This window comes from Bacillus sp. CR71 (assembly GCF_003429245.1).
In the GTDB taxonomy this organism is placed as follows: domain Bacteria; phylum Bacillota; class Bacilli; order Bacillales; family Bacillaceae_G; genus Bacillus_A; species Bacillus_A thuringiensis_S.
Genome location: NZ_CP031748.1, coordinates 2,101,910 through 2,128,094, shown reverse-complemented (window position 1 = coordinate 2,128,094; position 26,185 = coordinate 2,101,910). Strand labels below are relative to the sequence as shown.

Genomic DNA, 26,185 nt, shown 5'->3' with positions numbered 1-26,185 from the left:
CCCATTGCTTTCAACAATTTGGAACGAAATTTCATCAAATTAATTATATTTTTATATCTAAAATGAAAAAGACAGAGCTCCTAACCCTGTCTCTACTCTATATCATGCATTTTTTTCAAGAGTATTTGTTTTATATACATTTAAATAATCATTCCACTTCAAACAATTTTGTAAATATTCACGGAAAGAATATGCAAATCTTGGATGTTTTTGTTTTTGAATTTTTGCAATAAATAATTGAAGACGAGACTGAATTAGAAACGATAATGGATGCTGCGCCTGTAGGACAGGGATTTCGAATATTTTAATACAATCCCCTGTTGAATGAGTGAAATAAAAACTTTTCGTAATCACAATATCAATCCTCTTTTTCATTGGATTTTTGAACTTCCTCTACTTTGCGTTGTAACACGTTGTTTAAAGTGGAGTAAAATCAGACTTATATGATTTCTGTAGTCCTTATGGCTAGAAGATTTATACTCTATTCATCTCCACCTAATCCATCTTCCCATCCTAAATATCTCCGAGACGGGAATCTCATTATCCATCAATTGTTTAATACATTTAGTATAAGCTTATAAAAGCGCAAAGTTTGTCTAAATTTTGGAGATTCTATAATTTTTTTCTTCTATATATTGTATACGTTTATAGCTATAGTATAACCAATAAATAAAAAAGTGCCTTTATAACGAGGCACTTTTCGACTGCATTTCTTCTCTTTTCTTTTTCCTCTTACTAACAACCTTTGATAAAGCAATACTTACTTCATAAATACAAATAAGCGGCACCGCAACTAAACTATGAGATAAAAAGTCAGGCGGTGATATACAAGATGCAATGATAATCAGTGCTACGTAAGCATATCTTCTTATTTTTATTAAAAATTCCGCCGTAAGTATTCCAATACTAGTTAAAAACATTACAACGACTGGTAATTCAAAAATCACAGCAAATGGGACTGTTAAATTAAGTACAAAATGAAAATACTTTTCTGTCGTAAACATCGTATTAAACATTTCATTACCTATCGTAGTTAAAAAGTGAAATAGAAATGGCATTACAATAAAGTATCCAAAACATAAACCTGCAATAAATAATATAGACAATACCGGTATATACATTATTGTCATCTTTTGTTCATTTGGATGTAAACCCGGTTTTACAAATAACCAAATTTGTATAGCAGCAAAAGGAATTGTACAAACGATAGCAAATACTGTAGCAATCGAGAAAAAAATCCACAATACATCACTTGGACCGAGAACAGTTAATTTCATTGGTAAATCTTTTACAAGCCAAAAATAAATATCCTTTGTAAAAGTAAATCCGATAATTAAAAATAGTACAAAGGATAACACCGTATATATTACTCTTTTTCGAAGCTCAACAATATGTTCTACTACGCTCATTTCCCGATCTTCCAACTCGTTCACCACACTTTATTTATCCATTACAAGGAAAATACATTACATTTTTTCTTTCTTTTCCTTTTCTTGAAATGCGTCATCTGTCAATTCTTTCGTTGATTTTTTAAACTCTTTTAACGTTTCCCCTAAAGCCTTCCCGATTTCCGGCAATTTTTTAGGCCCAAATAAAATGAGTACTGCTACTAAAATTAAAATTAACCCTGGAAAGCCAATATTTGAAAACATTTCCCCATCCCCTTTATTAGTAGTTTCCTTGTCCTACTATTACATAATTTTATTTTGTCAAAAAAGTTTGAAAACGTCAACAAATCCATTGCCTTTTGTCAAAAAAATTCAAAAATATAATCAATTATACAAATTTCATTTTCTATTGCCCTTGTATATGATATGGTAAGGGAAATGACATATTATTTCATGATAGTAGAAAGGATTTGCATTATGACTGAAAAAATGACACGAATGACCCAATTTGTAAAAGAAGAAATTGCAAATGCAATTACACATGGTATCGGTGCCATTTTAAGCATCCCTGCCTTAATCATATTGATTATTCATGCTTCTAAGCACGGTACCGCATCAGCTGTAGTTGCATTTACTGTTTATGGTGTAAGCATGTTCTTACTGTACTTGTTTTCAACATTGCTACATAGCATTCATCATCCTAAAGTTGAAAAAATATTTACTATTTTAGATCATTCAGCCATTTACTTATTGATTGCTGGCACGTATACTCCTTTTCTACTTATTACACTTCGTGGCCCATTAGGATGGACGTTACTTGCTATTATATGGACACTTGCAATCGGAGGTATCGTCTTCAAAATTTTCTTTGTACGTCGCTTTATAAAGGCATCAACTTTATGTTACATCATTATGGGCTGGCTCATAATCGTTGCCATTAAACCACTTTATGAAAATCTAACTGGACATGGTTTTTCACTACTTTTAGCAGGTGGAATTTTATATTCTGTCGGAGCTATATTCTTCCTTTGGGAAAAGCTACCTTTCAACCATGCCATATGGCACCTGTTCGTTTTAGGTGGTAGTGCGATGATGTTCTTTTGTGTACTCTTTTATGTCTTACCTACAGCATAATAAAAAAGGTTTCAGCTTACTATAAGCTGAAACCTTTTTTACTACTTATGTAATTGTGATGCGATAACTTCCTGTGTATGCTTCGTTAATTCTTTAATATCCATATTCGCATAATCTTCAGGTGTAATCGGCTTAGAAATTGTTACTGTTGCATGAGCTGGCTTCATACGATTTCCATTCGCTTCAAACATCTTATATGTACCATCTAACGTTACAGGTAAAATTGCTACACCTGACTTTACTGCAAGATGAAAACTACCAGCCTTAAACTCTCCAACTTCGCCACCCTTACTTCTTGTCCCTTCTGGGAAAATTACGATAGAATGTCCATTCTTTAATAGCTCGATTCCATCTTTAATTGCTTTAAGAGATTGACGACGATCGCTACGATCCATAAATACACAATTCATAAGTTCCATCCAAGTTGGCACAACTGGGAACTTTTTAATTTCTGCTTTTGACACGAATCCAATTGGTTTATTTAAGTAACCTAGTAAAACAGGGATATCCATATTACTTTGGTGATTACTTACAACTAGTACCGGCTTGTCTTTCGGAACATTTTCAAGCCCTTTCACTTCTACTGTCCCTCCAGCTACACGTACCATTTTCTTACCAAACCAATTTGTCGTTTTGTACACAGCATTATCTTTTTCTTTTGGCGCCATCGTATTTACTTGTCTTTTAAGACGCCACATTCTCGGTGTAATCGCAATTACGATTAAAATTAAATAAAAGATTTTAAAAAACGTTTGAATCATACAGAACCCCCACCTATTATCATTCCGACCTTCATTATACTAGACAAACGAAGGAAAAAGAAGAAAAAAAGTCCAAACATCAAGTGTTTGGACTTTTTAAGGCATTCTATATTAGAAACGTTTTGCTAATTCACGAGCATTAGCAATTGCTGCTTCTTTAATTTCTTGTGCTTTTTCAGGGTTTGCATTCATACCTTCAACTGCAATATATTCAGTTTCATTTACTCCGACAAATCCTAATACAGTTTTTAAGTGATTACGACCGAAGTCTACAGCTGCGTATGCTCCTTCAGAATATACGCCACCTGTTGCTTGAATGTGAAGTGCTTTTTTACCTTCTAATAAGCCAACTGGACCATTTTCAGTATATTTGAATGTTTTACCTGCGATTGCTACGTTATCTAAGTATGCTTTTACTACTGGTGGATAGCTAAAGTTCCACATTGGAGTTACGAATACATAACGATCTGCATGCATAAATGTTTCTAAGTTTGTGTTCATTGCTGCTACTTTTTGTTGTTGAACTTCCGTTAAAGTTTCAAAGCCTTCACCTGCTGCAAATTTACCCCAAGCACCAAATACATCTGCATCGATTGCTGGTACAGTAGTATTGAATAGATCAATTGTTACAACTTCGTCTTGTGGATGCTCGTTTTTATAAGCCTCGATGAAAGCTTCCCCTACTGCCATTCCGAAAGAACCTTCTGCTGAATTTGGATTTGCTGTGATAAATAGTACTTTTGTCATTGTATTCTCTCCCTTTTTTCTCTTTATCTTTAATTCAAGATTTATTTTTCGAAAGTTAATAACTTACCTTATGTAAGTATAATACAAAAAGTTTTAATTAATGTCAATAAAAAATAGCTGCTTTTTTTTCGTAAGTTAATGATTTATTTTGTTTCTTTAAAATTTAGTATACAGATATTAAGACTCCTCATACAAAAAGGCTATCTCTATAATTTATAGAGATAGCCTTTTATTACATATTATTTTTGAAAAACATGTTTCACTTTTTCAGCTGGAATGTTACTTCCACCTCTACCTTTTACATCTTCAATCATCATTGTAATGACCATATCTGGTGAATTCAAATCAAATGCAGCGAACCAGCCTAGTTCTTTTCCTTCGGCCTCTTTGGATACTTTTAATTCCGCTGTACCTGTTTTTCCAGCAAGAGTCATTCCATCAATTTTAGCAATTTTCCCTGTACCATCCGGATCATTAATTACTTTCGTCATAGCAGTTTTTAATATATCCTGATTTCCTTTAGAAATTACATTTTCTTTCCAAGCTTTTGGTTGTTTATCTGTTTTAATAATATACGGTGATGGAATCGTTCCATCATTTACAATTGGCGCATACGTTAAAGCTAAATGAAGAGGAGTCATTAATACTTGCCCTTGTCCATATCCTGTATCTGCCATTTGAATATCATTTTTAATACCGTCATTTGCAATTTTAGAAGCAGGGAATCCATATTCAATTGGTAATTTTTCATCGAATCCGAATTTTTTCGCTTCACTCATAAACTTGTCTTTTCCGATTTTCAATGCTTCTTGTGCGAAGTAAATATTATCCGAGTATTTCATCGCCTTATCAAAATCAATCGGATTTGCATCTTTCACACGCGTTACATAATAATTACCCCAAGAAGAATCTTTTGTCCATTTTAATCCTTCAATTTTTAACTCTTCTTTTGGATCAATCGTTTTCGTTTCAAGACCAATTGCAGCTGTAATTGGTTTAAATACAGAACCTGGTACCGATAATTGTGTAAAGCGATTCGTCATCGGTTTTTTCGGATCATTATTCCAAGCTTCGCGTTGTGCTTTCGATGTTCCTCGTGCAATTAAATTCGGATCATATGCTGGACTACTTACTAGTGCAATTGTTTCTCCACTTTTCGGATTAATTGCTGCACTTGAACCAGCTTCGCCATTCATTTCATTGTACGTTTTTTCTTGAACAGCACTATCAATAGTTAAAGTTACGTTTTCTCCATCAACAGCATCTGTTTTTGCCAAGTTTTTAATTTCTTTTCCTTGTGCATCTTCTACAAAGACACGGCCACCTTTTTTACCGCGTAGCTTTTCCTCTAATACTTGCTCTAAACCAGCTTTACCAACTGGATCATCAGCTTGATAGCCTTTCTTTTGAAGCGTTTTTAAATCTTCAGCATTTACCTTTCCGATATAACCAGTTAGATGAGCTGCCGCTTCCCCTAATGGATATGTACGAACATTTACAGGTTTTGTTGAAACACCTGCTAAATCAATGTACGTATTTTGCGTTGCCCCTTCAGGCAAAATTCCAATTGGTACGAGATACCCTGGTTTTACCCATTTAGCAGCTAATTTTTGATCAATTTCTTCTACAGTCATATTTAACAACTTCGCTACTGTCTCTTTCGTTTGCGGAGCAGTATCGTCTAATTTTTCTGGAACTATTCCAATTTCAGAAGCTTTCCCATTCGTTGCAAGACCTTTTCCATTACGATCGTATATTTCACCACGTTTTGGCTGTGTTGTCTGCATACGCACTTTACTATCTTTCGTCATACCAGGGAAAATAAAATCAGGAGTCCAATCTATTTTCCAAGATTCTTTATCTCCATCTTTTTCTTTCACCATTTTTGCTTCATGGCCAAAAGTAATTTTACCACCAACTGTATCCATGCTTACTTTAAAAGGAACAGGGCCTTCATCTTTTTTATCTTCTTTTACTTCCCCTGTTTCTACCTTTAAGTCTTTTACTTCGATACCAGAATAAATTTTTTCATATTTCTCAGTAAACTCTTTCTTTGAAATATCTTTTTTTGCATTTTTTGATAGTTGATCATACATATCTGCAAATTTTTGTTTATTCCATGCTTTTACATATGTATCAAACGCTTCTTGTGGTTTTTCTTCTTTACCGCATCCAACTAACATGAATGTTAAGCAAAGAAAAAGAATCCCCCATATCTTTCTCAATCCATTCTCCTCCTCTTTCTATATTAGTAATTTTGAAAATTTTAGCATTTTTTACATGCTACCTATCATTATAGCACTATCGAATCTCATCTATAAACTTATATTGGTGAATATAAATAAAAAGATTGATGCGAATTCTCACATCAACCTTTTTTATTATTGTTGTTTCTCATATACATGGTAATAATACGTATACGGGTTTTGTTCATCCGTTAAACCTTTTTCCACAAAAATCTCTTTCCAATTTGTCATATCCATTTCTGGGAAGAATGTATCTCCTTCAAATGCATAATGGATTTTTGTTATATACAATTTGTCTACATAAGGTAAAAAGAGATCATAAATTTGCGCCCCGCCAAAAATAAAAATCTCTTCTTCATTTTTACATAGTTCAAATACTTCTTCTACAGAATGAACAACTTCACATCCTTCAACGTGATATCCTTCATTACGAGTTACAATAATATTACGTCTTCCAGGCAGCGGTCTACCAATCGCTTCATAGTTCTTTCTTCCCATAATAAGCGGGTGACCCATCGTTGTTTTCTTCACGTATTGTAATTCACTCGGTAAACGCCAAGGTAAATTATTATCTTTACCAATTACTCTATTTTCGTCCATTGCGACCATAAATGAAACAATCATTTTTTCATCTCCTCTACAATTATACTGCAACCGGTGCTTTAATTGCTGGATGCGGATCGTATCCTTCAATCGTTAAATCTTCCATTTCAAAATCGAAAACAGATTTCACATCTGAATTTAATGTAAGTTTCGGGAACGGACGTGGTTCACGTGCCAATTGCTTTTCTACTTGTTCAAAATGATTTGTATAAATGTGTGCATCTCCAATTGTATGAACAAATTCTCCTACTTCAAGACCACATTCATGTGCAATTAAATGTGTTAGTAGTGAATAACTTGCGATGTTAAATGGAATTCCAAGGAATATGTCACCACTTCTTTGATATAACTGACAAGAAAGTTTTCCGTCCGCTACATAAAACTGGAATAATGTATGACAAGGCGGTAATGCCATACTCGGTACGTCTTCAGGATTCCAAGCAGAAACGATTAAACGACGTGAGTCTGGTGTTTTTTTAATCATTTCAATTACATCTTTTAATTGATCAAGTGTCTCACCGGCTGTCGTTTTCCAAGCACGCCACTGTTTACCGTATACGTCTCCTAAATAACCATATTTATTTGAGAAATCATCATCTTCTAAAACGTTCTTTTTAAACAATTCCATTTGCTCATCGTACTGTACTTTAAATTCTTCATCTTGTTGTGAGCGAAGACCAAAATCAGTCATGTCAGGACCAGTATACTCGTCACTTTCCACCCAGCTCTTAAATGCCCATTCATTCCAAATATTATTATTATGCTGCAATAAATAGCGAATATTTGTATCACCTTTCATAAACCAAAGTAGTTCACTTGCTACAAGGCGAAATGGTACTCTTTTTGTCGTTAATAAAGGAAATCCTTTACTCAAATCAAAACGCATTTGATATCCAAATACAGATACAGTTCCTGTCCCTGTACGATCTTCTTTCTTCGTACCATGTTCCATTACATGGCGGCATAAATTTAAGTATTCATTTTCAGCATGTTTCATATGTAGGAAAACCTTCTTTCAATCGTATATGCAATTTATCATAACATGAAAAATGGTAAAGTTAATAATCCTAATTAATAAAATTTCTCCCACTAATTCTTACAAAATTATTAACTTTCCAAATTTAAAAAGGTTTTCATTTTCTATTACCGAAAGTATAGTGCGGTAGAACAAAATTTATATTTGGAGGTTAGAAGTATGTCTAAATTTGGAACGCCTGTTATGACTTCTTTACAAACAACGGTTGAAAAAATGATGAAGGATTTAAATGTTCCTGGTGCTGCTGTCGCTGTAATAAAAGACGGTGAAGTTATTATTTCAGAAGGTTTCGGCTATCGTAATATAGAAACAAAAGAGGCTGTTACACCGCATACTCGATTCGCAATCGGTTCCTCAACGAAAGCTTTTGGCACACTTTCATTAAGTTTGTTAACACAACAACAAAAATTTAATTAGGATAGTCCTGTCCAGTCTTTTATACCTAACTTCTCTTTATCTGAAGTACTTGCTAGCTCACAAGTTACCGGACGAGATTTAGCTTCTCATCGAACCGGTGTAAGCCGTCATGAGGCTCTTTGGTATAGCTCTTCCTTATCTCGAAAAAATCTCGTTGAAAAAATAAAACATTTACCACTTGATGCGCCGTTCCGAACAGCGTTTCTATATAACAACTTAATGTATACAACAATCAGCTACATTGTAGAAAATATTACAAATCAAACGTGGGAACAATACGTTACAGAACATATTTTAGAGCCTTTAAATATGAATCAAACAAACTTCTCTGTTACAGATTCACAAACTACAGATGATTATGCTTTACCTTACGTTGAAAATGAAGGTAAAATAAAAGAAGTTCCATTCCATAACATCGATACAGTTGGAGCTGCTGGGTGTATTAATTCTACAATTGAAGATATGGCAAATTGGGTCCTTCTTCACTTAAACAAAGGTAAATTTGGAAATCATGAATTAATCTCCTCTGAATTATTACAACAAATGTATACACCACATAATTCCATTCCAGATCAACCAGTTTTATCACTTCCTGAATCTCCATTAAATAGTTACGGTCTTGGTTGGTTTATTAGCGCTTACCGTGGTAATAAGGTAATTCATCATGGCGGTAATATTGATGGGTTTTCAGCACTTGTTTCATTCATACCAACAGAAAACATAGGCCTTGTCATTTTAACGAATGCTGGAGGAACATTACTTCCTACTTATCTCGCTAATCAAATTTATGACGAACTACTTGAATTAGAATCCATTGATTGGCATAAACGTGCTGTAGAAGATACTGAGAAAATGAAGGAAATGATGAAAGAAGCAACTGAATCGCTTCCTGAACAAATTAAAGGGACTACACCTTCTCACAAGTTAGAGGATTATACTGGTACTTTTGAACATCCTGCATACGGAACATTACAAGTATACAAACAAGATGATTCGTTATTTGTACAATTTATGGAGATGAAGGTTCAATTGCACCATCATCACTACGACATCTTCTCTGCAAAAATTGACTTATTCCAAATGAAAATGAGTTTATTATTCGCTTATGAAATGAATGTGAGTGGTGAATTCCCATCTCTTCAGTTACATGTGCCAGCTATGTTAAGTACTCAGCCGCTGACATTTAAGAAAATCAAATAATTATTTTGATGGTAAAAAATAAAGGTAGGTGCGAATCACACCTACCTTTTCTATTTCATATCAATCTTATCTGGTTGAAACCAACTTGGTTTTGATAACTCAAAGTTTTTATGATCTTCCAATACAATAGTAAGACGCTCTAACGTATCCTCCAACATATGCGGTGCTGCTCGTAATGTCCAGACAACTGATGAGAAAACTGTCATGCCAACGTACACCGCATATAATTTCCAGAACTCCTCTGGTATTCTCTCATTAAAGTATCCTTCTATTTGTCCGATTGAATATGGAATACTAATGTCTCTTGCAAATAGTGCAATTTTTACGAAATCATGCAGTGGGTCGCCCCAGTCATAACCATTAAAATCAACTACACCTACATATCTCCCATCCCGTACAATTATATTTTCTAAATGAAAATCATCGTGTTGAAATCGATTTGGGCGATCCTTTACATACATTTCATTTTCATCTATAAACTTAATAATTTTATCATCATTTTCAATTTTAATTCCGCATGTTTTATACGCCTCTAAATATTTCCTATGTTTTTTCATTGCTCTTTCATACCACGGAAGTATATTCTTAGGAGCTTCAAGTGTATGCATTTTCGCTAAATCTTTTCCTGCCTCTATGCCAATATCATATTGTTCTTTTGGTGAATACGTAGACAATAGTCTCTTCGCATCTTCCCCTTCTAAATATGAAAAAATACTATAGCATACACCTTCTTCTTCCAATATACCTATTTCAATTGGCCTTTGTGCCTGTACGTTACATTTTACCATTTCATTTAAAATTTGAAACTCTATTTTCTTTCTTTCATACTCTTTTATATCGCCTGTCCGAAATAAATATTTTTCATTATTCGCACTCATAATTATATATTTCTTGTCAGGCGAAAAACCTTTAGAAATTTCTTTAATATCCACTGCATCTTTTACAATTTATATATTGTTTTGCTGCGCTGTAATTATCTTCATATCTATTCCCCTTACATTTCTGCCTTTGGTGTATAAGCAACTTCTACAATAAATCCATTCGGATCGTAAAAATCAATCGTATAGTAATCTTCCGAATAATGATTCATTTCAATTGGACCACGTATTACCTTCACTTTCGTACTAGAAAGAAAATCTGCTACTTCATCAACTACTTCTCTATGAATAGCTTGATAACAAATATGTCTAGGCCCTAACGTCCTTACGATTTCCTCATCTACTTCTTTAAAATATATTTCACTTTCTCCTGTGCTATATGCTACTTCATTTAACTTTCTCCATCCAATTATGGAAAACAACTTATTATAAAAAGAAATGGACTCCTCCAAATTCGCTACCCAAAATTCAATATGATGAATGCCTGCTCGAAGTGTATTCATATTAAGAATACGCTCCTTGTACTACTTCCACAATTTCCATCGGCTTATGAACCATATAATCTGGTGCATCTTTTTTCACTGTTTCAATGACATCATATCCCCAAGATACCCAAATCACGTTCACTCCAGCCTTTTTACACGCTGCTACATCTCGCTGTTCATCACCAACGTATAACATATCCTGCTCTGTTATCTTTTTCGATTTTAAAAATCTTTTTATCATTTTATCTTTACCAAACAGATTTTTAGAACAATACACTTCTTGTATATTTTCTATATCATTCTTGTGTAAAAATGCCCGAATATGCTCTTCTGAGTTAGATGATATAACCGCAATACCGTATCCTTTTTTATATAGTTCATCTAATACATCCTTCATCCCATGAAATAAAACAAGATCTTTTATAGCAGGCTGATATAATTTATAAAACTCCAACGCTAATATCGGTAATTTATACAGTGGTACATCGAGTTGTTTACATCTCTCTGGCATCGTTAATTTACGTAAATGTTCAATTTCTTCTTCCTTTACCGTTTTATATCCGTGCTTTTCAGCAATTTGATTATAAATTGGTACAAATATATTTTGCGAATCTACTAATGTGCCATCAAAGTCAAAAACAATGTATTTTTGCATCTCCATACTCCTTTTACTTCTTTTTTCTAAACCTATGTTATTCAACAACATAGTTGTCTGTCCCTTCTATAAACATAAAAAAGAACAAGATTTTCTCTTGTTCTTTTTAAGACAACCATTTCGGCGGTACATTTGTATTCCAATAAATATTTCCTAACTCATGATGTCCAGAGTATCCATCATCAAAACGGTGATAATGGAAATTAAAATAATAACCATCTTGCGGCGGATGATCTCTTCTTACATGGAAACGCAATAAATCATTTCCTGATTTCGTATCGTAGACGTGAAAAATCTTTTCATTATTTCCACCAGCTGGTTTTTGAGAAATCGCTAATGATTGTAGTGAGTCTTCTGGTACATCACTAGCAAGCTCAGCAATTGCCTCTTCAATTTTCGGTAATATTACATCTTTAAATTCATCTTCAATTACTGGACCAATTTTAGTACCAAACTTTTGCATCGACTGCTTCTCTGCTTCTTGCATTGCATAAGTAATAAAAGTATCGGTGGTTAACCTGTCATTCGTTTCTTCATATGTATAGGACGTGCTCTCCAAACTTTGTTGCCCAGCTGTGCTCGTAGGCTTGTCCGCAGCTTTGGCATTATCAAGCAATATGGAAGGAGGCGTCACTAAACCAAATGTAAATACGGTAATTAATGCGACTAAGGTTTTTCTAAACCAATTTGGCATTTATGTTCCCTCCCCTTTCACTCATTATTTTTTATATAACGGTGGTTTCTTCTATTATACAAAATGATTATAATTTTTGCACTTTACAATTTTGTTAACGTTCACATATTTTTCACTTGAATATGAAATTGTAAGATTTCATACAATATTAATACCACAATATTGAGGAGGCACTTGAATGACTTTAGATGTCATGTATTCCGCCGCAAGTATACTCGTTTTAGTATATTTTATTTATCAATGTGTTACAGACTAGAAAAAGAGCCGTCAATGGCTCTTTTTTAATGGTACAAATACAATCCATACAATTAATAAAATAAAAACAACGCTGCCTACCACAGCTGGCAATAAATAAAACTGTGAAAGTGTAACTATCCCATATAAAAGTATTGCTGGTAGTAATAAATAACGATCTGCCTTCCATCTTAACAATAGTAATTTCCCTTCATCACAATATAAACGAAGAAACATCTTATTCGTAAATTCATTCCAATAATCACGTGCATAGCGAGAAATTGCAACTACAGCAAATACGAGAACAATAGCTGTAATCCACCTTGGAGTCATAATTATACTTGCAGTACTGATACATACAATTTGAATATAAAATATTCGTGCAGTACTTGTACGGAAAAATTCTTTCAAAAAAGATTCGACAATACGAGAATCAGCTTTTTTTCCTAATAGTCTTTTAGAGCGCGGAAACATCCACGGTTTTTTATTCGAACTACTCGGTTTAGCCGCATGACCACCAACTTGCATAATTCCGCTCGTCCAGCGCATGCTTTCCTCCTTTTCTTTCTCGATTTCTTTAAAAAAGAACTTTTTATAATTCATTTTCTCTTTTACTAATACACTACTTAAGAAAATTACTAAACCGATAAATAGAATTGAATAAAATGGATTTTTATAAATAAAAAATAAACTAATTCCAAAAAAGGACACGCTCATAGAAAATACTACATTTTTTATAATCCATAAAACCCATCGTTTCCCCACATGTACATGAATAAATCTCGTTAACAACGACAACATAAATCGAAATATAGTAAAGAATACCCAAAATAATAGGACTTGTATCTCTGTTACCTCGATACTTTTCATCAACACCGGTAACATAATAACGACCACTATTATATTCGTTATCGCTATTCGAATAAATGTGTACATCATGCCATACTGGACTAATTTTCGCATATGTGTTGCATACGAAATTAAAAATAAACTATCCGCTTGCTCAAAAAATGAACGAACTCCTCTCGGATATGTTACTAGATAAAATGCTAGTAATCCTAATCCGAAATAAATCGTCTCTTCCATTGATAATTCATTTATCCATAGTGACCTATAATAGATTCCCATAAATATAAGTATTGGAATAATAATATATAACGCGACTGTCCAATCTGTTACCGAACGTATAGACTTCCACTTCCGCCGGAGCTCATGGCGTAATCTTTTATAAAATTGTTGTTTAATCATGTTGTTCACGCCTTACAATTATATCAAAGCAGTCTAGTAATGAGCTATCCGGCATTTCCGCTAACATTTGAATAGATTCTAAATGTCCATCTGCGACTAATGTACCTTGTGAAATGAGTAAAAATCTTTCACAAATTTTTTCAGCAGTATCCAATACGTGCGTACAAAGTAAAATTCCTGCTCCGCGCTCTTTTTCTTTATATAAATAACTTAAAAACTCTTTCGTAGCTACTGGATCTAAACCGATAAAGGGTTCGTCAATTATATAAAAATCTGGCTCAGTTAAAAACGCCAATATTAGCATCGATTTTTGTTTCATACCTTTTGAAAACTTTGATAAATATTCATGTTTATGCTTATCCATTCGAAAAGTATGTAATAATTGTCCCGCTCTTTCTTCCCAGCTTCCCATTTCACTTCCACGAGCTGCCATTAATAATTCAATATGTTCCCAGAGCGTCAAGTAATCATAGTATGTTGGATGTTCTGGTACGTATGCATACGGATTTTTCTTTTCACCGAATGATATTTCACCGTCCATATTTACAAGTAATCCCAGCATCGTTTTTATCGTCGTACTCTTCCCAGCACCATTTGCTCCAATAAGAGCAACTAGTTCACCTTTTTCGATAGAAAAAGCTATATCACGAATTGTTTTTTCACCTATTTCATATCCAGCTGAGCGGATATTTACTTCTAACATGCATTTCCCCTCTTTCCATTTCCAATACAATCAAGGAAAAGAATAACATATAACTATCTATATATCATTATAAAATATTTATTTTTATGGCAGGAAAAAACATTTTTTAACAGAATACTAAATGTTTGATTACATTTTATTGGAGTGGATAATATGTCTTTTCAAATTCGTGAAGCAACGATAGATGATATAGACGCACTTTGTTCTTTAACGAAAGAATTAAAAGGTTCCTCTATTTCCTATGAAGATATGAACAATCGATTACAATTCGTACAAATGAGTCCGTTTGATTTTTTATATGTTTACGAAGAAGAAGAAGCTATATTTGGATTACTTGGATTTCGTATACGTGAAAATTTAGAAGATGTAACACGTTATGGAGAGATTTCAATTATTAGCGTCGATTCTAACATACGACGGAAAGGCATTGGACAAGTGTTGATGGATTATGCAGAGCAATTAGCAAAGAAACATAATTGCATTGGCACATGGCTAGTTAGTGGAACAAAAAGAGTAGAAGCTCATCCTTTTTACAAAAAATTAGGTTATGAAGTAAATGGCTACCGATTTGTAAAACATTTCTAAACTACTTATAATTGAAGGGACTATAACTATGACAAACATTAAAGCAATTTTCATTGATCGTGACGGTACAATTGGTGGTGACACTACAATACATTATCCGGGATCTTTTACATTATTTCCATTCACAAAAACATCCTTGCAAAAACTAAAAGCTAAAAATATAAAAATTTTCTCTTTCACAAATCAACCTGGTATCGCAGATGGAATAGCAACTGTAGCCGATTTTGTACAAGAATTAGAAGGCTTCGGTTTTGATGATATTTATGTATGTCCTCATAAACACGGTGATGGTTGTGAATGTCGTAAACCAAGTACAGGCATGCTGCTTAAAGCAGCAAAAAAACATGGGCTTGATTTAACACAATGTGCTGTAGTTGGTGATCGCTGGACTGATATTGTTGCAGGAGAAAAAGTAAATGCGACTACGATTCTAGTCCGAACAGGAGCTGGGTATGATGCTTTGCATACGTACCGAGACAAATGGGCACATATTGAACCAAACTACATTGCAGATAACTTTGAAGATGCAACAAACTGGGTTTTAAATCAACTATAATACAAATGAAGATTTTGATGCACTCAAAATAATTTAAATCATAGTTAAAATATCCTTTTTGGCAAATAATTTTCTTCCACAAAACGGATTACCTCAAAAGGTAGCAAGTTCCCTTTTGATACGCAAACATTGCAATTCAAATTATATTTTTTATTACTAACAGCAATTAACATAAAGAAGGAATAGCTTAGTGGCTATCCCTTCTTTATTGACTTCTATTATTTACATTTGTTATCTTTTTTTATTGAGTATTCTCATCGTTTTTATACTCCAAAATATCCCCTGGCTGACACTCCAAAGCTTTACATATCGCTTCCAATGTTGAAAAACGAACCGCTTTTGCTTTCCCATTTTTCAAAATAGAAAGATTCGCCATCGTAATTCCAACCTTCTCCGAAAGTTCCGTTACACTCATCTTTCGTTTTGCTAACATGACGTCAATATTAATAATAATTGTCATATCCGCCACCTCAGACCGTCAAATCATTTTCTGATTTTATGTTAATTGCTTCTTGTAGAAGGCGTTGAAGAATAGCAGCAAAAACAGCGATAACGAGCGAAGCAAAAACGATAATAAGTCCCACTAACCCAATAGGAGGGTCCATTTTTTTCGCTATAAAATGAAAAAGTGGCATACCCAATACATACAAACCACTGATTGTAACTGCACAGCGCTTTATATTCTTTAACGCCTTTACAGATAATTCCGAGAACGCTGTGTTCTCGTCAATATACTGTAAAAGATTGAAAGCCTGATAAAGAGCAACATAAAAAGGCACAGCTGCTCCATACATCACAATAAAAACAAGATATTTTATCGGAGCGATATTAGGATACAAATTCGCTACAAAATTCGCCATTTCCGGCACTAAAAATATGCATAAGGCAAGCACTGCAATTCCAGAAAGAAAAATAATTACTTTTAAGAACGTTGTTGAACTTCATTTAAGGTTCATTTACAATAACTCACTTATTTAATGACAACATAATTTTACCACACAATTTATCGTTTAACAATAAATAAATATCGTTTTATCGTTATTGTCATACTTTTTAATTTAGGAAAAAATAAAAAAGTATTTCTCATTACAAAGAAATTCTTTTTCTTGAAAATGCCTCTTTCAACTTAATTTTTTAAAACGTTAATTCGTAATGGAAATAACGATTATCTCTCAAATAACCATTTTCAGCATATAATCGTTGTGCTGATAAATTATCAATCTCTGTTTGTAATTTTACACCTTTTGCTCCATTTTCTAATGCGTATTCTTTAGCAGCTTCTAATAATTTTTTACCTGTTCCGGCTCCACGCTTCGCCGCTTGTACAAATAAATCATTTAAAATCCATAATTCTTTCATTGAAATGGAAGAAAATGATGGATATAGTTGTGTGAACCCAATATATTCGCCGTCTTCAACTGCTACGAAAATAACGGACTCTTTTTTCTCAATTCGGTTTCGTAAAAATACTTTTGCCCCTTCTAAATCAGAATCCTGCCTATAAAACATGCGATAGTTATTAAAAACTGATGCTAGTCCATCTAAATCTGCAATTGTTGCCTCATATATTCTCATTTTACTCCATTCCCCTTCCAATACTGTCTCATTATATCCGTTGCCCATTTAGGCTGGTGTATTTCTTCTTTCGGCATAAACTCTTTCATTATTGGTTTTATATCCAATATAGGAGTGCCATCAATAGCATCTAATCCCTCAACAATAATTGATTTACCTTCTCTTTTGATCACCTTTACAATTGTTACACCTATGCGATTCGGGCGATTTTTCCCGCGCTGTGCAAAAATACCTACTTCAGGATAATCCTTATTATTTCTAGGATGTCTAGCAAAATACTGAATTTGCTCGTCAGTTACTTTATGAAAATAAAAAACAACTTCAATATGAGAAAAATCTTCAATCCCTTGTATACTTTCTTCTGCATACATTTCAGTTAAAGTTATACGGGATCTTACTTCTCCCCACTCATCATCTTTTATTTCCTTTCTTTCATTATGTACAAATGCGATTGGTTGAACTGAAAACATGCGCATTCCCCCTTAAATGTAACCACTTACATTATAAAATATTTTCTGAATGTTTTCCAGATATATGAATTTAGTTTGCATAATATAATTACATTCTATCTAGAGCTACCTTGACTGCTTCAATTGCATGTATATGAGTCGTATCAAATATCGGGACAGATACGTCTTCTTGCTTTATTAATAACCCTATTTCTGTACAACCTAATATGATTCCCTGTGCTCCTTTTTGCACTAACTCTTCGATGACTCTTTTATAATATTCTCTAGATTGAGATACTATTTTTCCTAAACATAATTCTGTATATATTACTTTATTTATTTCTTTTCTATTTTTTTCTGATGGTACTATTACTTTTATATTATTTTCTTCTATACGTGACTTATAGAAATCTTGCTCCATTGTATATGTAGTTCCAAGCAGACCAACCTTTTGAATGTCTTTTCTTTTAATTGCTTTTGCAGTTGCATCAGCAATATGTAAGACTGGAATATCAATTTTCGCCTTTATTTTTCCAACTACCTTATGCATTGTATTTGTACAAATGATTATAAAGTCTGCTCCTCCCTTTTGTAATGAATATGCCGCATTCCCTAGAATTTCTCCAGCACCATCCCAATCTCCGCTAGACTGACATCGTTCAATCTCTTCAAAATCCACACTATTAATCAAACATTTTGCTGAATGTAGCCCTCCTAATCTCTCTTTTATTTCTTCATTAATAATTCGATAATATTCAGAAGTTGATTCCCAACTCATACCACCTATAAGACCTATCGTTTTCATATAAACAACACCTACCTAAACTTTTTTATAAAACTAATAACAACGTTTTATTGTATATATTATACATAATAAAACAAGACTTTAAGTTTGAAATATAAAGTCTTGTTTTACGGAAATATGGCAATAATAAAGAGTAATTGTACTTTCATTTCCAAGGAAATTTTTATAGAATATTCTGAAATTAACAATCTGATGTTTTTATAAATTCTTTATACTTATAATTAAAACACTCTCGATACAACGCTTTGATTTCATCATATGATGGAACACGTGGGTTATTAGCTGGGCTACCACTTTCAATTGCATCTGATGCCATTTTAGAAATAGCATTTTCAAATTCAATTTCATCGATTCCATATTCTTTTAAATTTGGAATACGAAGATCAAAGCAAAGTTTTTTTATTTCCCCAAGCGTGTAGTCTGCTACTTCCTCATCAGAATTCGAATACAAATCCTTATTTAAACTACGTCCAATTTTTGCTAACCTTTTCACTGCACTTGTTTTTGTAAACTCTAACACTGTAGGTAATAGTATGGCATTTGATATTCCATGCGGTACATGAAATAATGCTCCCACTGGCCTTGACATTCCATGAACTAATGTAACTGATGCATTAGAAAATGCAATTCCAGCTTGTAAGGAAGCAATCATCATCGCTTCTCTTGCCTCCATATTACGTCCATCTTCATATGCTATACGTAAATATTTCATAATACTTTCAATAGCTGAAAGAGCAAGTACATCTGTAAGTGGCTGTGAAAATTTAGAAATATAAGCTTCAATCGCATGACATAACGCATCTATTCCTGTTGCTGCCGTAATTTGTGGTGGTAACGAACTTGTCAAAACTGGATCTATAATTGCTACTTTCGGTATAAAACTAGGATGCTTCATCATCATTTTTACATCTGTTTTTTTATTCGTAATTACTGCTACACTTGTAACTTCCGATCCAGTACCAGAAGTTGTTGGAATTGCAATAAGTGGTAGTGGATTGTTTTCTATTTCAATATCCTTTTCGACATAATCCTCAACTTCTCCACCATTTGTATATAAAACCGCTACTGCTTTCGCAGCATCAATACAACTTCCACCACCAATACCGATAATAAAATCACACTTTTCCTCTTTACAAAGAGATAAGGCTTCTAACACGTGTATATTTGTAGGTTCAGCATCCACTTTATTATATGTACTAACAGTAATACTTTTCTTATTTAGTTGTTGTATACACTTTTCAAGATATCCTAATTTCTCCATAATTGTATCAGTAACTATAAAAGCTCTTTTCCCTAACTTTTTTGATTGTTCCCCAAGTTTTTCAAGCGAATTCCTTCCATATAATACCGACTTTGGCATACGAAACTCAGAAACTTCTTGCAAGTACTTCACCCCTTCTTATCCTATTTAATATTTTATGATATAAATTATCGATTTGATGAATCTTTACGATTCGAATTTTTAATAGAGTCCTGTTAAAGTATAGAACGCGATAACTAAAAATACAGCAACCGTTTTCAAAATTGTAATAGCAAATATATCTTTATAGGACTGTTTATGTGTTAATCCTGTTACTGTAAGAATAGTAATAATAGCCCCGTTATGCGGTAGTGTATCCATTCCTCCTGATGCCATTGATACGATACGGTGCATAACTTCTAATGGAATATCAAATTGATTGGCCGCTGCAATAAATTTATCTCCCATTGCACTTAATACTATTCCCATTCCTCCTGATGCAGAGCCTGTAATTCCAGCTAAAATATTCGTCGTTACTGCACCATTCACTAACGGATTTGTGAAAGTAGCAGAGATGCCATCTCTCATAATTACGAAGCCTGGAAGTGCTGCAATGACACCACCGAATCCAAACTCAGCTCCTGTATTCATCGTTGCAAGTAGCGCTCCACCAATACTTGTATTCAATCCAGCTTGGAAACCTGTTACTACTCGCTTCCAATATAATAATAACGTTGTTAAGATCCCTATAATAAGTGCCAATTCTACAGACCAAATTCCTACTACTGCACTTAATTCTACTTTTCCAAATGCTTTCATACCAATTGCAGAAAAATCAAAACCGCTTGGATACCACTTTGGTATCATAATAGTAAACACTTTATTCATTACACCTACTAAAATAAGTGGTATAAATGCAATAAGTTGTTGTGCTCTTGTAATTTCAATGTTATTAATTAATGGCATATTTTTTTGTTCTAATTGCAAAGATGCTGCCATTTCAGTATTTCCATCATTAAAACCAAAATATCCTTCACCTGCCGCTTTTGCCTTCTTACGTCTACTCTCTAAATATAGTAAACCTAATGTAAGAACAAAAATTGCTCCTACAATGCCGAGTATCGGTGCAGCATAAATATTCGTTTTAAAAAATGTTGTAGGTATTACATTTTGAATTTGTGGTGATCCAGGTAGCGCATCCATTGTAAACGTTACTGCTCCAAGAACAATCGTTCCAGGGATTAAACGCTTTGGAATATTAGCTTGTCGAAACAACTTAGCTGCGAACGGATAAACAGCAAACACTACTACATACACACTAACACCACTATACGTTAAAATAGCCCCCATTAATACAATCGCTAATATAGTACGTTTTTCACCAACTAACTCAATAATCGTTTTTGCGATAGAATCTGCAATTCCTGACATTTCCACTACTTTTCCAAATATTGCTCCTAATAAAAACACAGGAAAATATAACTTTATAAATCCAACCATTTTCTCCATAAAGATATTAGAAAAGAAAGGTAATACATAACTAGGTTCTGTCAAAAATACTGCAAATAATGCAAATATCGGTGCGAATAAAATAACAGAAAAGCCTCTATATGCTACGAACATAAGTAAACTTAGTGCTAATAATATAATAACTAACTCCAATTTTACCCCTCCATTAAACAGAATATTCTAAAATTTATCGATAAACTTCTACTAATCTTTTAATTCTGACATCCCTCCTCTTATTCATACAATTTTTTCATGCTAAAAATGTCTAATTATAAATATTCGATTACATATGAAAAATCCCTTTAAACAGAAACGAATTCCTCATCATACGTTATAAAGGGATTGTTAGTACCTATATTTACTGATTTATTAAAATTTTTCTTACACAAAAATGATACAGTTCTTCAACATCTTTCACTATGTAAGTCGCACTAACTTCAGTCAGTTCTTTCTCACAGCCATAGCCATATAAAACACCAATTGAAGCAATTCCATTCTGATTCGCACCTATTATATCGTGCTTTCTATCACCAATCATTATCATTTCTTCTTTATTTAGTTCTTCATTTGTTTGTAAAATATGAGCAATTATTTCTTCTTTTTTTATTCTCGTACCATCTAAATTACTTCCAATGATATCTTCGAAATAATTCGTTAATTGAAAATGCTCTATAACTTGTTTCGCAAATACAGTGGGCTTTGAAGTAGCTACGAATATGCGATTTCCTGAACTTTTTAATTGTTGCAAGAGCTTCAGAATCCCCTCGTATACATTATTTTCAAACAATCCACGCTGCTTTAAATACTCACGGAAGTAAAAAACTGCACGTTCAACCTCTCCTTCACTCATATTATATCTCTCTACGAATGATTGCTGAATAGGAGGACCTATAAATGAATCTAACTCACTTATATGTACTTCTTCAATTCCTACTTTTTTTAACGCATACAAAACCGAATTTACAATCCCTTCTTTCGGATCCGTTAAAGTTCCATCTAAATCAAATAGAAATGTTTTATACATGTTTCATTCCTCCACTTAATTTGCTGTATAAATAACTGCTAACATCTCTTCCACTTCTCCCTATTATACTATCATTATCTATTTTTTCGAAAAATCAATTTCCATATGTCACATACTTTCAGTTACAAAATACGATAGATATGATAAAGTAAAAAAGTTACAATTATTTTAATAGAAACTGGTGAAACAAATGTCAATTACGTTAATTTTTATAATGGCTTTCACAATTGTAATCCACGCAGTTGAAACAAGCTCTTATAGTATTCGATTAGCGGGGGTTCGTTTAAAGAAGATTGCTGTCGCATTATCCGTCGTAGGAATCGTATTACTCATTTCAAGAACGTCAAACTTACTACAAGCCTTTTTACTTGGCGGGATTGTGGACGAAGCAAAACTAGATCCTTCTATTGATTTAGAGCATATTATACGTCTTGTACTATTATCTGCTTCTATCGGTACATTGCTTGCGATTATACTGTATCCAACTTTGACAAAACTATTTGGATATGTCATTCAAAACTTTGAAACAGACGGTTCTTTCATTCGAATGGTGAAAACGAATAACATTCAAAAATTAAAGTACACAAAAAAATATGTCCGCTTTCCAAAGTTAGAAATGATTCATAGACTGCGTATCGGTGGTATTCCAAAGCGTATTATGCTTATTAACATGTTTGCTACTGCTATTTATACAGCTGGGGTACTTTCTGCCCTTTACGCTTCTTTTTTAAATCCAGATTATGCAACAAATGCAAGTACAGCTTCTGGCCTTGTAAATGGTTTCGCCACTATTTTATTAACTGTATTACTCGATCCACGCATTGCTCTTTTAACAGAACGTGCTTTACAATCAGAAAGCGGTGCTGAATCTATGAGTAAAATGTATGGTTGGCTAATGATTTCTAGACTTCTCGGCACATTATTGGCACAACTACTATTTGTACCAGGTGCTTACTGGATTTTATGGATTATTGAACTTATACATTAATTTACTAGAAAGGTGAATTTATCAATGAAGATCAAAACAGAGAAAGATATAATTCGCTTAATAGAAAACGACGAATGGATGATGAATGTATTACAAATGGCAAAATCACTAGAGTTACCTGATTGGTGGGTTTGTGCCGGCTTTGTTCGTTCTAAAATTTGGGATACTTTACATGACTATGAAGCTAAAACGGCTATGCCTGATGTTGATGTGATTTATTATGATAGTCTACATCAAGATGAGATATACGAACAATCATTAGAAACGAAATTAATGAATATTGATGCTACTATTCCTTGGTCTGTAAAAAATCAAGCTCGTATGCATGTAGTGAATAATATGCCACCATATTCTTCTTCTGTTAATGCTATTTCTAAATTCCCTGAAACAGCAACGGCTTTAGGAGTTACACTTGATGAACTAAACAATGTTATATTAACAGCCCCATGTGGTATTGAAGATGTCCTTTCCTTACAAGTGAGACCAACAGCTCATTTTCTTAAATCGAAAGAACGATTACATATGTACAAAAACAGAGTTATAAAAAAGAATTGGCAAAGTAAGTGGCCTAACATCACAATCACATATCCAGAAATTTAGAAAGAGTGCCTCTCATTTATAGAAGCACCCTTTTCTTCATTTCAAAAAATGTATGACTGTTTCTGCAAATCTATCTGCTTCCTCATAATGAGGTGAATGACCGCTCTCTTCAAATACGATATACTTGCCGTTTCGGGCATCTTTATTAAATGTTTTAATTTGTTCTTCACACGTTACTACATCATGTTTTCCTACTATTAATAACATTAGATTTTGTACATCTTTTATTTTTGATAATAATGATGTATGACATGCTCCCTCTAATTTTAATCTATCAAAGTGCATTTTGGAGCGATTTGAAAATATTTCCCACTCTTCATCACTGTATAAACTCTCATCTGTCCTATCTTCCTTATTATTGTAAATCTCCATTCTTTTTTCTTCTAATTCAGCGCTTAATCTTATATAAGCTTCTAACAACTCTTCTGAACTAGCATTGCTAGATGAATAAGCAAAGCACTCTTTTGCTACTTCTTCTTTTCCATACTTTTTTAATAAATGCCCTGTCTTTTGCAACAAAGCTCTACTTGTTAATGCAAAATCAAAAGTTGGTCCTTCAAATATTATTTTCTCTATTGAACTTGGATATATCGACGCATAAAGCAATGCTACATATCCACCGAAAGAATGTCCAATTATAGACCACTTCTCAATTTGTAATACTTTTTTTAATTCCTCACAGTCTTCAATCAAATCATTTAATCCAAAAGCTTCGTCTTCAGTAATTTTTTCTGAACGACCAACACCTCTTTGATCTATCATAATTACATATAGAGAATCTTTTAAACGTTCCGCTTGATGAAATGAAAAATCATAACAACTCTCTCCTGGTCCACCATGCAAGTATAAGACTGGCTTATTTTTAGGATTTCCATGTGTTTCAACGTATAGCTTTTTCCCTCTAATATTCATATACTCTCCTGTTTCTATCAAATTCGCCATAAACATCACCATCTTCTTTTTTTACTGAATATTATAACATTTATTGTTAAATAATCCCTATTACATTTAAAAAGACGATAATGATTGCGAGCGGTGCTACAAATCGAAGTAAAAATGCCCAACAAGTAAATACTTTCTTTCCATAATTTCCACCTACAAAAAACTCTGCTTCTAGTATCTTCTTTTCCATTTTGAATGAAACGAAAATACTAATAAATAGTGCTCCAAGTGGCATTAATATATTACTAGATAAGAAGTCTACTGCATCAAAAATATTCTTTCCGAAAATCGTAATATCACTCCATACTCCAAATGATAACGCTGATGGTATACCTACTAAGAAAATGCCGAAACCGATCAGCCATGATAATTTCGTTCTCTTTTCTTGTTCACCATTTGCTAATGCTGAAACAACAGTTTCTAGTAGAGAAAATGCCGATGTTAATGTCGCAAATGTAAATAGTGCAAGGAATACTGTTAAGAAAAATCCACCGAATGGGATTTGACTAAATACAGATGGTAATACGATAAATAGTAATCCAGGTCCTTCTGTCGGCTCCATTCCTAATGAAAATACGGCCGGAAAAATGGCAAGACCTGCAAATAAAGAAACAAATAAATTCAATCCAACAATTGTTATTGCTGATTTTGGTAAACTTTCTTTTTTATTTAAATAGGAACTATAGGTAACCATAATTGAAATCCCGATACTAATTGCAAAGAATGATTGCCCCATTGCGAACAAAATACTTTCCGAAGTAATCTTTGAGAAATCTGGTTGTAAGAAAAACTTCACACCTTTCATAGCATCATCAAGTGTTAACGAACGAATAATAAGAGCGACAAATAAAACGAACAATGCTGGCAACATATATTTACTTGCTTTTTCAATTCCGTTTTGTACACCCTTTGATACAACCCATATCGTAATGAACATAAAAGCGAAATGTCCCATAATAGCCCAAGTGGGATTCCCAATTGTTTCAGTAAATAATGCTCCGTAATTTTGTCCCGGTGCAATTAGTTGTCCAGTAATTCCTCTGAATAAATAAATTAACACCCATCCACCTACAACACTATAAAATGAAAGTAGTATAAAACACGTTCCAACACCAAGGCGTCCAATCCAGTGCCACCCTGTATTTGGTGCAATACTTTTAAATGCGCCAACTGCTTGTTTCTGCGTACTACGTCCAATCATAAATTCAGCTATAAGTAGTGGTAATCCAATTAATATAGTAAATAATATAAAGATTAAAAAGAATGCTCCTCCCCCGCTCTTCCCGGCGATATAAGGAAACTTCCATATTGCGCCAAGTCCAATTGCTGATCCTGCTGCAGCCATTATAAAACCTAATTTCGAAGTCCATTGCTCCGTTTGTTTCATCTCATTTTCCTCCTAATTAAATCTTTTTATATAGATAAATAAATTTTATATACCTATCCAAATAAACCCTCCACTTCTTTTTCCATATAATAAAAA

Annotated in this window: 29 protein-coding genes and 1 pseudogene; 6 read left to right on the top strand and 24 right to left on the bottom strand. The window is 33.4% G+C overall.

What is annotated here, in order from left to right; genetic code table 11:
* Positions 1 to 102: 102 nt before the first annotated feature.
* The 3 genes from DOS87_RS10910 to DOS87_RS10900 form a co-directional block, all read right to left on the bottom strand.
* On the bottom strand, positions 103 to 354 hold the full coding sequence (locus DOS87_RS10910; RefSeq protein WP_000629010.1) for a DUF2535 family protein: 252 nt from the start codon (positions 352 to 354) through the stop codon (positions 103 to 105).
* Between the two features lie 329 nt (positions 355 to 683).
* On the bottom strand, positions 684 to 1,409 hold the full coding sequence (gene tatC / locus DOS87_RS10905; RefSeq protein ID WP_000117643.1) for a twin-arginine translocase subunit TatC: 726 nt from the start codon (positions 1,407 to 1,409) through the stop codon (positions 684 to 686).
* A gap of 57 nt (positions 1,410 to 1,466) precedes the next feature.
* Positions 1,467 to 1,652, bottom strand: coding sequence for a twin-arginine translocase TatA/TatE family subunit (locus DOS87_RS10900; protein ID WP_000492443.1), 186 nt, complete (start codon positions 1,650 to 1,652; stop codon positions 1,467 to 1,469).
* A gap of 213 nt (positions 1,653 to 1,865) precedes the next feature.
* On the opposite strand from DOS87_RS10900, the gene DOS87_RS10895 reads away from it, so the two are divergent.
* Entirely contained in the window at positions 1,866 to 2,522 is a 657-nt protein-coding gene (locus DOS87_RS10895; RefSeq protein WP_000136889.1) for a PAQR family membrane homeostasis protein TrhA, read from the top strand.
* Between the two features lie 41 nt (positions 2,523 to 2,563).
* Here DOS87_RS10895 and DOS87_RS10890 read toward each other — a convergent pair whose 3' ends face one another.
* The 5 genes from DOS87_RS10890 to DOS87_RS10870 all read right to left on the bottom strand — a co-directional run bounded on the left by DOS87_RS10890 (position 2,564) and on the right by DOS87_RS10870 (position 7,876).
* Entirely contained in the window at positions 2,564 to 3,283 is a 720-nt protein-coding gene (locus DOS87_RS10890) for a lysophospholipid acyltransferase family protein (protein WP_000616579.1), read from the bottom strand.
* Positions 3,284 to 3,394: 111 nt separating this feature from the next.
* Positions 3,395 to 4,030, bottom strand: coding sequence for an FMN-dependent NADH-azoreductase (locus DOS87_RS10885; protein ID WP_000170033.1), 636 nt, complete (start codon positions 4,028 to 4,030; stop codon positions 3,395 to 3,397).
* A 239-nt stretch (positions 4,031 to 4,269) separates the two neighbouring features.
* Positions 4,270 to 6,255: a penicillin-binding transpeptidase domain-containing protein gene (gene pbpC, locus DOS87_RS10880; RefSeq protein WP_208730258.1), complete on the bottom strand. Its 1,986-nt coding sequence runs from the start codon at positions 6,253 to 6,255 to the stop codon at positions 4,270 to 4,272.
* 156 nt (positions 6,256 to 6,411) lie between these two features.
* Complete coding sequence (locus DOS87_RS10875) at positions 6,412 to 6,900, bottom strand: dihydrofolate reductase (RefSeq protein WP_000637208.1); 489 nt, start codon at positions 6,898 to 6,900, stop codon at positions 6,412 to 6,414.
* 19 nt (positions 6,901 to 6,919) lie between these two features.
* The gene (locus tag DOS87_RS10870) at positions 6,920 to 7,876 is read right to left on the bottom strand and encodes a thymidylate synthase (RefSeq protein ID WP_000679602.1); all 957 of its coding nucleotides are present in this window, start codon (positions 7,874 to 7,876) and stop codon (positions 6,920 to 6,922) included.
* 198 nt (positions 7,877 to 8,074) lie between these two features.
* Here DOS87_RS10870 and DOS87_RS10865 point away from each other — a divergent pair.
* A pseudogene (locus DOS87_RS10865) lies at positions 8,075 to 9,532 on the top strand (serine hydrolase).
* Between the two features lie 50 nt (positions 9,533 to 9,582).
* Here DOS87_RS10865 and DOS87_RS10860 read toward each other — a convergent pair.
* The 6 genes from DOS87_RS10860 to DOS87_RS10835 form a co-directional block, all read right to left on the bottom strand.
* Positions 9,583 to 10,479 (bottom strand): aminoglycoside phosphotransferase family protein, encoded by an 897-nt coding sequence (locus DOS87_RS10860; RefSeq protein WP_261795685.1) that lies wholly within the window; start codon positions 10,477 to 10,479, stop codon positions 9,583 to 9,585.
* A gap of 47 nt (positions 10,480 to 10,526) precedes the next feature.
* A complete protein-coding gene (locus DOS87_RS10855; protein WP_208730257.1) occupies positions 10,527 to 10,913 on the bottom strand; it encodes a VOC family protein in 387 nt (128 codons plus the stop codon).
* Position 10,914: 1 nt separating this feature from the next.
* A complete protein-coding gene (locus DOS87_RS10850) occupies positions 10,915 to 11,550 on the bottom strand; it encodes an HAD family hydrolase (RefSeq protein WP_001174980.1) in 636 nt (211 codons plus the stop codon).
* Positions 11,551 to 11,656: 106 nt separating this feature from the next.
* Entirely contained in the window at positions 11,657 to 12,244 is a 588-nt protein-coding gene (locus DOS87_RS10845; protein WP_001134421.1) for a YpjP family protein, read from the bottom strand.
* A gap of 267 nt (positions 12,245 to 12,511) precedes the next feature.
* Entirely contained in the window at positions 12,512 to 13,726 is a 1,215-nt protein-coding gene (locus DOS87_RS10840; RefSeq protein WP_208730256.1) for an ABC transporter permease, read from the bottom strand.
* Entirely contained in the window at positions 13,719 to 14,429 is a 711-nt protein-coding gene (locus tag DOS87_RS10835; protein WP_000895248.1) for an ABC transporter ATP-binding protein, read from the bottom strand. The genes DOS87_RS10840 and DOS87_RS10835 overlap by 8 nt, the downstream gene beginning before the upstream one ends.
* A gap of 153 nt (positions 14,430 to 14,582) precedes the next feature.
* Between DOS87_RS10835 and DOS87_RS10830 the strand changes: the two genes are divergently transcribed.
* Complete coding sequence (locus DOS87_RS10830; protein WP_000009776.1) at positions 14,583 to 15,014, top strand: GNAT family N-acetyltransferase; 432 nt, start codon at positions 14,583 to 14,585, stop codon at positions 15,012 to 15,014.
* A 28-nt stretch (positions 15,015 to 15,042) separates the two neighbouring features.
* Positions 15,043 to 15,570: an HAD-IIIA family hydrolase gene (locus DOS87_RS10825; RefSeq protein WP_000181784.1), complete on the top strand. Its 528-nt coding sequence runs from the start codon at positions 15,043 to 15,045 to the stop codon at positions 15,568 to 15,570.
* 241 nt (positions 15,571 to 15,811) lie between these two features.
* Here DOS87_RS10825 and DOS87_RS10820 read toward each other — a convergent pair whose 3' ends face one another.
* The 8 genes from DOS87_RS10820 to DOS87_RS10785 all read right to left on the bottom strand — a co-directional run bounded on the left by DOS87_RS10820 (position 15,812) and on the right by DOS87_RS10785 (position 22,172).
* Positions 15,812 to 16,030, bottom strand: a complete 219-nt coding sequence (locus DOS87_RS10820; protein WP_000152534.1) for a helix-turn-helix domain-containing protein — start codon at positions 16,028 to 16,030, stop codon at positions 15,812 to 15,814.
* A 10-nt stretch (positions 16,031 to 16,040) separates the two neighbouring features.
* Entirely contained in the window at positions 16,041 to 16,487 is a 447-nt protein-coding gene (locus DOS87_RS10815; protein ID WP_043311463.1) for a DUF2975 domain-containing protein, read from the bottom strand.
* A 217-nt stretch (positions 16,488 to 16,704) separates the two neighbouring features.
* The gene (locus tag DOS87_RS10810; protein WP_001223866.1) at positions 16,705 to 17,145 is read right to left on the bottom strand and encodes a GNAT family N-acetyltransferase; all 441 of its coding nucleotides are present in this window, start codon (positions 17,143 to 17,145) and stop codon (positions 16,705 to 16,707) included.
* Positions 17,142 to 17,615: an SAM-dependent methyltransferase gene (locus DOS87_RS10805; RefSeq protein WP_000493250.1), complete on the bottom strand. Its 474-nt coding sequence runs from the start codon at positions 17,613 to 17,615 to the stop codon at positions 17,142 to 17,144. The genes DOS87_RS10810 and DOS87_RS10805 overlap by 4 nt, the downstream gene beginning before the upstream one ends.
* An 88-nt stretch (positions 17,616 to 17,703) precedes the next feature.
* Complete coding sequence (locus tag DOS87_RS10800) at positions 17,704 to 18,399, bottom strand: aspartate/glutamate racemase family protein (protein WP_000848566.1); 696 nt, start codon at positions 18,397 to 18,399, stop codon at positions 17,704 to 17,706.
* A 181-nt stretch (positions 18,400 to 18,580) separates the two neighbouring features.
* Entirely contained in the window at positions 18,581 to 19,783 is a 1,203-nt protein-coding gene (locus DOS87_RS10795) for an iron-containing alcohol dehydrogenase (protein WP_001158664.1), read from the bottom strand.
* A 78-nt stretch (positions 19,784 to 19,861) separates the two neighbouring features.
* Positions 19,862 to 21,301: a GntP family permease gene (locus DOS87_RS10790; RefSeq protein WP_000424339.1), complete on the bottom strand. Its 1,440-nt coding sequence runs from the start codon at positions 21,299 to 21,301 to the stop codon at positions 19,862 to 19,864.
* A gap of 205 nt (positions 21,302 to 21,506) precedes the next feature.
* The gene (locus DOS87_RS10785) at positions 21,507 to 22,172 is read right to left on the bottom strand and encodes an HAD family hydrolase (RefSeq protein WP_000278487.1); all 666 of its coding nucleotides are present in this window, start codon (positions 22,170 to 22,172) and stop codon (positions 21,507 to 21,509) included.
* A 190-nt stretch (positions 22,173 to 22,362) separates the two neighbouring features.
* Here DOS87_RS10785 and DOS87_RS10780 point away from each other — a divergent pair, with 190 nt between their 5' ends.
* Positions 22,363 to 23,160: a lipid II flippase Amj family protein gene (locus DOS87_RS10780; protein ID WP_208730255.1), complete on the top strand. Its 798-nt coding sequence runs from the start codon at positions 22,363 to 22,365 to the stop codon at positions 23,158 to 23,160.
* Between the two features lie 24 nt (positions 23,161 to 23,184).
* The gene (locus DOS87_RS10775; protein ID WP_000695364.1) at positions 23,185 to 23,760 is read left to right on the top strand and encodes a nucleotidyltransferase family protein; all 576 of its coding nucleotides are present in this window, start codon (positions 23,185 to 23,187) and stop codon (positions 23,758 to 23,760) included.
* Between the two features lie 36 nt (positions 23,761 to 23,796).
* Here DOS87_RS10775 and DOS87_RS10770 read toward each other — a convergent pair whose 3' ends face one another.
* Positions 23,797 to 24,702, bottom strand: coding sequence for an alpha/beta fold hydrolase (locus tag DOS87_RS10770; protein WP_192797246.1), 906 nt, complete (start codon positions 24,700 to 24,702; stop codon positions 23,797 to 23,799).
* Positions 24,703 to 24,748: 46 nt separating this feature from the next.
* Positions 24,749 to 26,089, bottom strand: a complete 1,341-nt coding sequence (locus DOS87_RS10765; RefSeq protein ID WP_000814513.1) for a sodium-dependent transporter — start codon at positions 26,087 to 26,089, stop codon at positions 24,749 to 24,751.
* Between the last annotated feature and the right edge of the window lie 96 nt (positions 26,090 to 26,185).